The organism is Enterococcus mundtii (assembly GCF_002947535.1).
In the GTDB taxonomy this organism is placed as follows: domain Bacteria; phylum Bacillota; class Bacilli; order Lactobacillales; family Enterococcaceae; genus Enterococcus_B; species Enterococcus_B mundtii_B.
In genome coordinates this window covers 18384-30829 of the sequence record NZ_PUAP01000016.1, presented here as the reverse complement: position 1 = coordinate 30829, position 12446 = coordinate 18384, and the positions used below count along the sequence as shown (strand labels likewise).

Annotated in this window: 8 protein-coding genes and 1 other annotated feature; of the genes, 5 read left to right on the top strand and 3 right to left on the bottom strand. The window is 40.7% G+C overall.

Features of this window, described 5'->3' with window-relative positions; translation table 11 throughout:
* Positions 1–9: 9 nt before the first annotated feature.
* Positions 10–774 carry a MerR family transcriptional regulator gene (locus CUS89_RS04445; RefSeq protein WP_104871194.1) on the top strand — a complete coding sequence of 255 codons (765 nt, stop codon included), beginning with the start codon at positions 10–12 and terminating at the stop codon, positions 772–774.
* Between the two features lie 45 nt (positions 775–819).
* Positions 820–1051 (top strand) — a binding site (T-box leader).
* A gap of 83 nt (positions 1052–1134) precedes the next feature.
* A complete protein-coding gene (locus CUS89_RS04440) occupies positions 1135–2265 on the top strand; it encodes a 5-methyltetrahydropteroyltriglutamate--homocysteine S-methyltransferase (protein WP_104871193.1) in 1131 nt (376 codons plus the stop codon).
* A 596-nt stretch (positions 2266–2861) separates the two neighbouring features.
* On the opposite strand, the gene CUS89_RS04430 is transcribed toward CUS89_RS04440, so the two are convergent.
* Positions 2862–3890: a LacI family DNA-binding transcriptional regulator gene (locus tag CUS89_RS04430; RefSeq protein ID WP_104871192.1), complete on the bottom strand. Its 1029-nt coding sequence runs from the start codon at positions 3888–3890 to the stop codon at positions 2862–2864.
* A 113-nt stretch (positions 3891–4003) separates the two neighbouring features.
* On the opposite strand from CUS89_RS04430, the gene CUS89_RS04425 reads away from it, so the two are divergent.
* The 3 genes from CUS89_RS04425 to CUS89_RS04415 are packed head-to-tail and all read left to right on the top strand — an operon-like array spanning position 4004 to position 9033.
* The gene (locus CUS89_RS04425; protein ID WP_104871191.1) at positions 4004–6238 is read left to right on the top strand and encodes an alpha-galactosidase; all 2235 of its coding nucleotides are present in this window, start codon (positions 4004–4006) and stop codon (positions 6236–6238) included.
* The gene (locus tag CUS89_RS04420; RefSeq protein ID WP_104871190.1) at positions 6222–8099 is read left to right on the top strand and encodes a glycoside hydrolase family 2 TIM barrel-domain containing protein; all 1878 of its coding nucleotides are present in this window, start codon (positions 6222–6224) and stop codon (positions 8097–8099) included. Before CUS89_RS04425 ends, CUS89_RS04420 begins: the two co-directional genes overlap by 17 nt.
* On the top strand, positions 8080–9033 hold the full coding sequence (locus tag CUS89_RS04415; protein ID WP_104871189.1) for a beta-galactosidase small subunit: 954 nt from the start codon (positions 8080–8082) through the stop codon (positions 9031–9033). Before CUS89_RS04420 ends, CUS89_RS04415 begins: the two co-directional genes overlap by 20 nt.
* A gap of 145 nt (positions 9034–9178) precedes the next feature.
* Here CUS89_RS04415 and CUS89_RS04410 read toward each other — a convergent pair whose 3' ends face one another.
* The gene (locus tag CUS89_RS04410) at positions 9179–10906 is read right to left on the bottom strand and encodes a cache domain-containing sensor histidine kinase (RefSeq protein ID WP_104871188.1); all 1728 of its coding nucleotides are present in this window, start codon (positions 10904–10906) and stop codon (positions 9179–9181) included.
* A complete protein-coding gene (locus CUS89_RS04405; protein ID WP_104871187.1) occupies positions 10903–12402 on the bottom strand; it encodes a response regulator transcription factor in 1500 nt (499 codons plus the stop codon). The genes CUS89_RS04410 and CUS89_RS04405 overlap by 4 nt, the downstream gene beginning before the upstream one ends.
* Positions 12403–12446 lie beyond the last annotated feature (44 nt).

Below are 12446 nucleotides of genomic sequence, written 5' to 3'. Positions count from 1 at the left end.
GTGAAATCTATGAAAACATTGTATTCAATTGGGGAAGTAGCAGAGTTATTGGATATCCCTAGATCAACGATTCGCTATTGGGATGCAGAAGGGTTGATCCATGCAGCTCGAGAAGAGGAAAATGGGTATCGATTGTTTGATATTGATGCGATTTTTCAAGTATATGACATCAATTTTTATCGAAAACTAGATATTCCCATGAAGCAAATGAAAAATCTATATAGTAAATCATTAAATGAGATGTACGATATTTTAGCTGAAACGGAACAGCGCTTAGATCATGAGAAAAAAATCTTGGAACAAAAGCATAAAGAAGTTTTATCAAGAAAAAATCAGCTAAAAGAAATGATCGATAGTCCACCAAATGAATTTCCTGAAGAAGGAATTCCCTTCCAAAAAATCGTTGTGGCAGCATCTGATGATATCTTATATTCAAAAGAATATCTAAAAAATTATTCAAGTTTTGTGATATTTTTTCCAGAAAATACGCAGAACGGTATTTACGGGTTCTGTACGGACGAACACACGAAAGAACTCCCAGGCTCACAGACGATCTGGCAGAACGATCCTACGAAAAAATACGTACGATTTCTATTAAAAGTGCAAGTGGATCATACAAAAAATAATAATTTATTAGAAGTAAAAGAAAAGTTGTATGAGCAAGGTTATCACTCGGGACGAGCCATTGGTCAATACTTGTTGACCCATACGACAAAAGAAAATATCTCCTTTGAATATTATCGAGCATGGATCGAAGTGAGTGAGGGTGAGTAGGATTAATTGACATTCTAAAGTAAACATGGGATAGTAATTGACAATATCAAAGCGTAGAAGAGAAGAGTAACTAATGGCGAACGGTAAAAAGAGACTCCGGTGGGTGAAAAAGGAGACCAGAAACCTTAGTGAAGATGAACTTGGAGCTTGTTTTACTAGTAAATGAGTAAAACCGGACTGCGACCGTTAACTCGCCAGATATCTATTGGTATCGTTGAGGCATTATTTGTAAGGATAATGTAAATAAGGGTGGTAACACGAGGCATTCGTCCCTTTTGTCAAAAATTGGCAAAAGGGATGAGTGTTTTTTTGTTTTCATCAGGTCTTCATCTACTACGTAATCTAAGGAGGAATTTTTTAATGACTATTCGTACAACATCCCCATTTCGTTATGATATCGTAGGGAGCTTTTTGCGCCCAGAGAAATTAAAGCAGGCACGAAAAGCGTATAATGAATCGCTGATTTCTGCGACTGACTTGAAAGAAGTAGAAGATGAAGCCATCATCGATTTGATCAAAAAACAGGAAGCTGTTGGGTTACATGCGGTGACAGATGGTGAGTTTCGTCGGAGTTGGTGGCATTTGGACTTTTTCTTTGGCTTACAAGGTGTCGAGTTTTTTGTACCTGAACGAGGTTATCAGTTTCACGGAGAAGAGACACGTCCAGGAACGGTCATTGTAACAGAAAAAATCACAGGAGAGAGCCATCCTTTTGTGGACCATTTTCGGTTTACACGTGCCCATACGAGCGAGGGAATCGAAGTAAAGCAAACCATCCCAGCCCCAGCTCAGCTGTTAGTGGAGTTGTTGCGTCCAAATATCTTACCACATGTTCGTGCCATCTATCCGACAAACGAAGAACTTTTTCAAGATATCGTAACAGCTTACCGTCAAGTGATCGCGGATCTATATGAAGAAGGCGCTAGAACGATCCAATTGGATGACTGTACGTGGGGCGTACTCGTTGCACCATTACCAGAAGGGTTCTTGGCTGAGAATGGAAAAGAAGAAAGTGAGATTCGGCAAGACTTGGCGCAGATCTATGTTCAAATCAATAATGCTGTTCTTGAAGGACAACCGCAGGACCTGATTTTGAATACGCATGTCTGTCGTGGTAATTATCACTCCACTTGGGCGGCAGCCGGAGGATATGAAGCAGTAGCTGAGCCATTATTTACAGAAGAAAATGTTCATGCTTATTATTTAGAATATGACAATGATCGTTCAGGCGGTTTTGAACCACTTGCGAAAGTTAGTGAAGGAAAACTCGTAGTATTAGGATTGATAACCTCAAAATCTGGCGAACTTGAGGATCGTCAAAAAATCATCGAACGTATTTATGAAGCTACTCGCTATTTACCTTTAGATCAGCTATGTTTAAGTCCACAATGCGGATTTGCCTCCACCGAAGAGGGGAATATTTTGACGGAAGAAGCACAATGGGAAAAAATCGCACTGATCAAAAGTATTGCAGAAGAGGTCTGGAATTAAGGAATAGTCGAATAACATAGCCTTCAGAGAAGAGAGTGGGACATTAGTTCTCTCCCACCACCTAAAACCGAATAAACGGCGGGAGCAGAAGTAACCTCTTCGGAAATAAGGCGCCATCCACAAAAATTTGAAGAACAATTTTCGTGGATGGCGCCTTATTTCTCGAGGCTGAACACTTCTGTCCCGACCTCTTCTCTGCTTTTCAGTCTACCTGCTCGGAGCTGAACGGCTTTCTCACGACCTCTGATAAACGGTGTTCAATGAGCTAACCTTCAACACTAAGCTAAAAAATCGAAAAATATGAGGAGCTATTTTCCGATTTTCTATCTTACTGTTCAGGTCAGAACGCGCCTTTCACGACCTCCGATAAACGGTATTCGAAAGCCAACTCCTACGACATTAAGTCGGAACTTGAAAAAATATGAGAAGCTATTTTCCCAATTTCCGCCTTACTGCTCGGAGCAGAACGGCTTTCTCACGACCTCCGATAAACGGTGTTCAAGGCGCAACACTTCGGACATAAGCCAAAAAAATAAAAAATGAAAGAGCCATTTTCTATTTTTTTTTATCTTATGCCTCAGTGCTGAACGCGCCTTTCACGACCTCTTGGGTACAAAGCTTTCTCTTACCACTAATCGGGTGGGGTAGGTCAAAATAATGGGTTCGTCGCGGATTTGGTCGATTCTTTCGACGGCTAAGCGAACGGCGGCTTTTCCAATGGATTTGGCATTGATTTGAACGGTGGTCAAGCCAGGGGTTAGTTTACTGGCTGCTTCAATGTTGTCGAAGCTGGCGATCATCAGGTCTTTACCGATGGTCACATGGTGTTTTTTCATTGTGCGATAGACGCCGATTGCCATTGGATCGCTTCCTACTAGTAGAGCGGTTGGAAGTGGAGCTGTGCTTTGGATGAGTTCTTCTGCTAGGCGTTCACCTTCTTCTTCGGTCCAATTTCCGAGATAGTGCGCACTGTAGTCTTGTAACTGATGATCGGACATAAAATGCAGATAGGCACGTACGCGTTTTTCGTCTGGATTGATCGTCTTGCCTCCTCGTTCATCCATGTCGACTTGGTAGCCGCCGATATAGGCGATCCGTTGATGGCCATTCTCTAAAAATAACTCTAACACAGCTTTGGTCATTCGCTCTAAATCTCCATAAACCATATCGACTTCTTGTTGGATATCCGGGTTATCGACGACGATCAAATGCTGATTTTGTGCTAATAGATCAGTGATCGACTGTTTCGTCACTGTTCCAACTACGATGATCGCTCCTAATTGATCTAAATCTTTCCATTCCTTGGGATTGTCTGAGAGATTGTAGATCCGATTCATGCCAATATGGAGGCGGTTCGCTTCTTCTTCTAAACCCGTGCGTAATTCCTTATAATAGACATCCTGTGCTTCACTCGCCTTACTGATCGTCGAGATCACACCGATCGATGGCATTCGTTTTTTGATATATTTCCGTTTATTGATATCATAGTTCAGTTTTTCAGCGACTTCAAAAATTCGTTTCTTTGTTTCTGGTGCGACATGGATCGTCTTATCTTGATTCAACACGCGTGAAACAGTTGCAGGAGAGACATTCGCTTTTCGAGCGACATCACGAATCCCTACCATAAAATCACCCCTTTAAAAAATATAAAAAAAGTTATTGACAAATATGTTTAGTAAACAGTATACAGGAGTTAGTTAAAAAGTAAACGGTTTCTAAAAATTTGTGAGGTGAAGAAATGAAAAGAAAATCACTGATTGTATTCGATTCAGAAACAAATGTTTTTCATTTGTCGAATCCATTGATTTCTTATGTGATGAAAATCGAAGAATCTGGTGTGTTGACGCATGTCCATTTTGGTAAGAAAGTGAGCAATTATACGGATAACAAAAAATATCCAAGAAGAGATCGCGGTTTTTCAGGAAATGTTCCTTTGCATGATGAGCGAGCATTTTCAAAAGATACTCTGCCACAAGAATTTTCAGGACACGGAAGTATGGATTATCGCATACCTGCCACGATCATCACACGTGAGAATGGGTCTAGCTTGCTTGATTTAAGATATGAAACGTATCAAATCATCCAAGGTAAACCAAAGCTTTCCGGTTTACCACAAACCTATGTATTGGAGGAACAGGAAGCACAAACGTTGTGTATCACATTAAAAGATCGGGAGTTGCCGATCTACGTGGATCTCTTTTATACGATCTACGAAAAACGTGGTGCGATCATCCGTTCTGTGAAATATCGTAATCAAACTAACCAAACGATCTGGTTAGATAAAGCAGCTTCTTTTCAATTAGATTTGACGAATTCAGGCAGATTTACTGAAGTGATTGCCTTACCTGGAGCCCACGCTAGAGAGCGTTTGATTTCAAGACAACGGATCACTGAGGGGGTGAAATCTTTTGAAAGTCGGCGAGGAAGTAGTAGTCATCAAATGAACAATTTTATCGCTTTGACACATACCCATACGACGGAAAGTCTTGGAGAGGCAATTGGTCTACAGTTTATCTATTCTGGCAATCATGCATTCGAGATCGAAAAAGATCAAATCGACCAAGTAAGAATCGTTGGTGGCATTAATGCGTATCAGTTCCAATGGCAACTTTCAGCCGAAGCTGAGTTTCAAACTCCTGAAATGATCCTTTCTTATTCAGACGAGGGATTAAATGGAATGAGCCACATACACCATACCTTATTGCGAGAACGTGTAGCACGTGGGAAACATCAGTATGAACCACGACCAATTTTAGTCAATAATTGGGAAGCGACTTATTTTGACTTTACTAGTAAAAAAATCGAAGCACTGATCGATGAAGCAGCAGCACTAGGTATGGAAATGTTCGTCTTAGATGACGGTTGGTTTGGGAAAAGAGATGCGGATACTTCGTCTTTAGGTGACTGGTTCGAATATGAAGGGAAATTGGCGAATGGTTTGAAAGGCATTGCAGAGTACGCTCATGAAAAAGGGCTAAAATTTGGTCTATGGGTCGAACCTGAAATGATCTCGATTGATTCTGACTTATACCGTCAGACACCTGATTATTTGATGCAAGAACCGGCACGTACACCGGCGGCATCTCGCTCTCAATTTGTTCTGGATTTTACACGAAAAGAAGTGCGAGATTCGATCAGTCAGCAGTTGCGAAAGATTTTGGATGAGGTACCGATCGATTATATCAAATGGGATATGAATCGCTCCTTATCAGATGTTTACTCTGCATACGTGGACAATCAAGGAGAGGTCTATCACCGCTATGTTTTAGGATTATATGAGCTATTAGAAGAGTTGACCACAGCTTACCCAGATATCTTATGGGAGGGATGTTCAGGTGGCGGTGGTCGGTTTGACGCAGGCATCCTTTATTATATGCCACAATCCTGGACAAGTGACAATACCGATGCAATGGAACGGATCGACATCCAATACGGCACGAGTCTTGGCTACCCGATTTCTTCCATGGGTGCCCACGTCTCCGCATCACCTAACCACCAAAGTGGCCGTGTGACAGATTTAAAGACACGCGGGGATGTCGCGATGAGCGGGGTATTTGGTTATGAACTAGATTTGACCGCATTAGACGAACAAGAAAAGAGGATCATCAAAGAACAGATCAGCACGTATAAAGCAATTCGGCAGACAGTCCAGCAAGGGAAATTTGACCGCTTAGAAAATCCCTTTGAACAAAATATTGCGGCGTGGCAATTTGTTTCTCCAAATAAAAAGGAGATCGTTGTCTTTATGGCACGACGATTAACTTCTGGACAACCGCTTTTCCATGAGATCCGTTTAGTTGATTTAAAGGAGGGGATGTATCGTGAACGTAAAAGTTCATTGATTTATTCAGGCTCGGAGTTAATGACGATGGGGCTTTATTTCCCTGATTTTTATGGCGATTTTCAAACGGAAATGTTGCACTTTGAAAAAATAGCTACAGGAAAGGAAGAAGAAAATGCAAGCATCAATTGATTGGTTAGATGATCCACAAGTTTTTCGAGTGAATCAACGAAAGGCGCATAGCGATCATACGGTCTACGCTTCAAAAGAAGAAACGAGAAGTCAAAGCTCTCGCATACAGTCGCTAAATGGTGAATGGCGTTTTTGTTTTTCTGAAAATGCGGAAAAACGCCCAAAAGATTTTTTTGAACAAAAGTTTGACGATCATTCATTCGACATGATCCATGTACCTGGACACATTGAACTAAGTGATTACGATAAGATCCATTACATCAACACGATGTATCCATGGGAAGGTCATGAGTTTCGTCGTCCTGCTTATACAACTGCTTCAGAAAAGGAAATGGCAGGGATGTTCTCTCAAGCTGAAGAAAATCCAGTGGGTTCTTATGTCACGACTTTCCAATTGGCAGAAGGATTGATAGGAAAAGACATCACGATTCGTTTTGAAGGTGTCGAACAAGCCATGTATGTGTGGTTGAATGGTCATTTCGTTGGTTATGCAGAAGATTCTTTTACACCGTCGGAATTTGATTTAACTCCTTATCTAGAAGAAGAGAATCGTTTGGCAGTCGAAGTCCACAAACGTAGCACAGCTGCCTTTTTAGAAGACCAAGATTTTTTCCGTTTCTTTGGGATTTTTCGGGATGTCGTCTTGATTGCTCGTGGCAAGAATCATTTAGAAGACTTGTGGTTACGCCCTCAATTAGATGACACGTATCAAAAAGGGAAATTGGATGTGTCCTTGTCTTTTGAAAATCTCGCTGTTGAAAGTGACTTAGAGGTGAGAGTCCTTGATTTAGACAAGCAAACGATCTATGAAGAAAAGCATACGATCGCCGAAACGATGCAGCTTAGCATGGATCTAGGTGAAGTGGTGTTATGGGATCATTTTTCACCAAATCTCTACACATTGGAAATCGAAACCAGTGATGGTAACGGAGTGACTGAATATGTCGAGTATCCATTCGGGTTTCGCAAGATCGAGTTAAAAGATAAAGTGATGTATCTGAATGGAAAACGCTTGATCATCAATGGCGTCAATCGTCATGAGTGGAGTGAAAAAACAGGACGGGCGATCACTTTAGCTGACATGGAAAAGGATCTGGCAGTGATTAAAAATGCCAACATCAATGGTGTGCGGACCTCACATTATCCAAACCAGATTCCTTGGTATTTCCTCTGCGACCAAGCAGGTATCCACGTGATGGCGGAAACCAATTTAGAATCACATGGTTCGTGGCAAAAAATGGGTGCTTTTGAGGCATCTTATAACGTGCCAAGAGGAATCCCGCAATGGCGAGAAGTGGTGCTGGATCGTGCAAAAACCAATTTTGAAACCTTCAAAAACCACACCAGTATCTTGTTCTGGTCCTTAGGCAACGAGTCTTATGTAGGGGAGAATATTCGCTTGATGAATGAATACTTCAAGGAGGTTGATCCAGACCGTTTGGTGCATTATGAGGGCAATTATGTCGATCCTGCATTTGAAGCTTCTGTGTCTGATATGAAAAGTAGTATGTATGCAACACCTGCGGCGGTGGCTGATTATCTAGAGAACCAAGCAGATAAACCATATATCTTATGCGAGTACATGCACGATATGGGAAATTCGTTAGGTGGGTTAGGGTCTTATATGGCACTATTAGACAAATATGAGATGTATCAAGGCGGTTATATTTGGGATTTTAAAGATCAAGCGCTTGAAATGATCGATCCAGTGACAAATCGCAAAGTCATGCGTTACGGCGGCGATTTTGATGATCGTCCAAGTGATTATGAGTTTTCAGGAAATGGCATCGTTTTTGCAAATGGACAAGAAAAACCAGCATTACAGGAGGTAAGATACTATTATGGCAAATACAGCTCCTAAATTGAGGATCATTTATGGCGACTGCACCTTAGGAATCAAAACAGAAGGAAAACATTATATCTTTTCCTACACACGAGGCGGTTTGGAATCCCTCAAAAAGAATGGGAAAGAATGGCTTTATCGTGAAACGCAACCGACTTTTTGGCGAGCATTGACAGATAATGATCGAGGAAATGGCTTTGGTTATCGCTCCAGTATGTGGCTTGGGGCAGGGTTGTATCTAAAAGTGGAAGCAATCCAAGTTGCAATAAACGATCAAGCCATTGAACTACCGATCGCACCAGTCAATAATCGTTACAGCAATCAAGAGTATGCGAATACAGCCGAGATCACCTTCACATTAGCAATCAATACGACACCACAAACGACCGTCGATATGACATATCGTGTCAATGAACAAGGGGATCTCCACGTGAACATGCACTATCATGGCAAAGAAGGATTACCCGAACTGCCAGTAATAGGATTTCGCATGATCATGCCAACGAAAGCCACTCATTTCGATTACGAAGGGCTGTCAGGTGAAACTTATCCGGACCGAAAAGCTGGTGGCATACCTGGGATTTATCATGTAAAAGGGTTACCGATCCCACCTTATTTGGTGCCACAAGATTGTGGCGTCCATATGGATACCAAGTGGTTAGAGATCACTCGTAATACCACATTGAACAATGCAGATAAAAGTCAGGAAGAGTTTTCCTTACGATTTGAACAAAAGGATTCACCATTTGCTTTTGCGGCACTACCGTTTAAAGCAGAAGAATTAGAACAGGCGACACACATTGAAGAGCTGCCTCCAGAACGTCGAACGGTTGTCACGATGTTGGCAAAAGTTCGAGGCGTCGGCGGCATCGATTCTTGGGGAGCGGATGTCGAAGAAGCTTATCATATTAGTGGTGAAGAAGACCACGAATTCAGTTTTATCATTAAATAATTTAAATCGTAAAATCAAAAATAGTACCCTCTAAAAATCCGAAGCATGGTTTTTTAGAGGGTTTATGAGTTGCGGGTGATACTTGAAGGTCAAGAAAGAAGTGTTTCGCCCGATTTTTTTGAAGAGGTTGTTTCTGTTTCCACGTTCACTCAGTTTTATCCTCCTTTTTTATGATCGGTAACGTGATCGTTACCGATGTCCCCACGCCGAGTACCGAATCAATGTGCAAGCCATAACCTTCACCATAAAGTAATTGGATTCGTTCATGGACATTTTTGCTGCCGATGCCTGAAAAATAGTCTCTATTTTTCGTTGGCTGTTCCGTATCAAAGCCATCACCTGTATCCATGACTTCAAACGTCAATTTATCCTCTCTGATCATTCCATACAAAGTGATGAAGCCACTTTTCTTCGTTTGAAACGCATGTAAATAAGCATTTTCGATGATCGGTTGGATGATCATATTGGGCATATACAAAGAATAAAGTTCTTCAGGTACCATGATTTTGGTTGAGATCGCATCACCATAACGCAGTGTCAAGATCGCAATATAACTTTTGACACTGTTCAGTTCTTCTTCCACAGGGATAATCTCATTTTTATTACCGATCGTACTGCGCAAGAGGTCGATAAAACTGTCGATGCCTGCGACTGCTTTTTCATTTTCTTGTTGCCACACTAAAAATTTGAGGCTAGTTAACGTATTATATATAAAATGAGGCTGGATCTGGGCTTGCATCGCTTGGATTTCCAATGTCCGCTTTTTCTGTTCATTTTGTAAAGATTGCGTATGATTGTTACTGATCGTTGTTAGCAGCTGATTGATCGTAGTAGCGAGTGTCCGGATCTCATACGTCCCTTGGATCGGAACAGTAGCTGCTACGGGTTCTTTGATTTGGTTCAAGGAATCCACTAATTGATAGATGGAGCGAGTGTTGCGATTCAAATAGATCGCTACTACGATGCCACCTAAAATCAGTGTTACGATATTATAAAGGATGATCGGGATGATGACATTCATTTGATCGGCGATCGAGTGGACATTGACCTCACTGACCAAAGCCGAGTTTTGTCGGTAAAGTGGTAAGCGAGTGATCCGCTGATTGGCTTTGGTCAACGTCTCGTGTTCGACTAATTCATCAAATGAATCAAACGTCGTTCCAATGCGGTTTTCAACATTCGAAGCAAAGATTTTTTTCTCATCTGTTACAAAATCGATCTGCGTGATTAGCGGGTCGACCGATTGGCTGAATATTTTTGCTAACTCATCCGAAGTGATGGCAACGACAGCATAACCATAAGTTTGGTTCAAAGTTGATCTAAGCTTTTTGATAAACAAGACACTTGGTGAATGTTTGTCGCGTTTCGTCAGTCCAAACTGGGTAAAGACCATTTGTGTCGCTGTTGGATTTTCATTGACTTTCTGGATCAATTCTAATTGAAAAAAGTCATCGGCAGTGAGATCACTCACCATGTCATTACTAATGAACATCCGACCATTTTCCCCAAAAAGAAAAATATCATCTTTGATGTTTGGAAAGATCGGTGCCAACGAATCATTCATTTTTTGCACCGTCCGTAGTTGATTGATTTTCTCCAAAGTCGTTTGTTGCCCTTCTTTGAAATACCCCTCTACAGCAGAGCTTTCAGCCAACAGTGTCAACGTGTTCTCTATATTGTCATTCAATGTTTCAAAATCATGTTGGATCTTTTGTAAGGTCATTCGATTGGATTGATCGAATTGTTGAATGTAGGCGTCTCTTGAGCGTTGATAAATGAACAAAGAAATCGTCGCTGCTTGAGTGAATAAAGCAATAAAAAGAATGATCAAAAGTTTGGTCAAAAGCTCGTGTTCTCTTAGCTTTTTAATCATACGGTCAGTATTCCTTTACGATATTGTGAAGGGGTCAAGCCAGTTTCTTCTTTGAATACCCGAGAAAAATAGCCGATTTCAGTAAATCCCGTTTGCTGACAAATATCACTTAATGAAAGATTCGATTCTTTCAACAATCGTTTTGCTTGATTGATGCGGACTTTTTTTAGGTACTTCGTAAAATTGATCCCATACTTCTCTGTAAAAATCGTCGATAAATAACTATAAGAAAAATGATATTTTTCGGATAGCGTTTGTAGACTGATATCTTGATGATAATTTTCTTGGACATACTCATAGATCAACGTCAACACATCTGAGTTGTCTTTTCTGAATGTAGTAGTCACTTCACGCAATAACTTCGTTGTATTATTGACGATCAAGATTAGCTCATCCCAGCGTTCTGCTTGCGTGATCTGTGCTGGGATCGTGATTTTTAAAGTCATGATTTCTTTTCTTTTTTCATGTTCGTCAGCAATCCCATTGATCAAGGCATAAAGTCGATTGATGATCTCATGTTTCAAATAACTTGGTTGCAATCGTTGATCAAGTACATGACTCATATAGCTCTCCAATTCTTCGATGGCGGACGAAAAATCTTTGTTCATGATCTTTGTCAAATAACTTTTAGTTTGTTGTTCATAAGAAGAGAGAAGTGGAGATAGTAGCTCTTCATAAATAACGCAGTGATCTGTTAGATAAAAGTATTGTCCGTTACTTTTTTGCTTCAACGTAAGGAAATCAGAATAAAAATTTTCGAGATCTAGTGCTTCAGATAAAACATAGAGACAAGAATCTGATTGGTGCTCTTGCTGAAATCGTTCAATCAACTCATCGAATGCCTTCTTCGAAGCGACATTGATAAAATAACCAATATCATTTGATGTTGTAGAAAAAGGGAAGACAGAGGCGAGATCATTTGTATATCGTGGTGCTTCAGCAATCAACTGTTCACTCCGACGTTGTTTTTCCGATTGCTTTTCTTCACAATAGACTAAATAAAAGTGCTCATGTGGGAATTGTTCGCGTGACATGCCTAAATCAAGAGAAGTTCCGGATAAATAATTGCTAATTACTTGACTCATTTTTTCTAGTTCTGTCAAACGCGGTTTCTTTACTTCTGTAGATTGCTCCACCAGACTCTTCAGAGAAGCCAAAAACTCACTAGGATTCAATTTAGGTTTCAGTAAATAATCCGAAACGCCTTCTTTGAATGAATCTTTGACCAATTGAAAGTCATCGTAGCTAGATAGAACTAAGATTTTTGCTTCAGGCTGTTCCTTCTTGATCAATCGAGACAGTTCGATCCCATTTAAGTCTGGCATCATCAAATCCGTTACGATGATATCAAGTGGCTGATGCTTGATGAATTCGAGCGCTTCTAATGGTTTTGAAAAAGCCCCTTTCAAATGGAAGTCATGGGCCGGCCAATCAATCAGGGTACTTAGACCGGAAAGAATGGTCTGTTCATCATCAATCAATACGATATTTTTCAATGCTTTTCCCCCTATTCCTTTGGTACGTAAATTAAAAATACTGG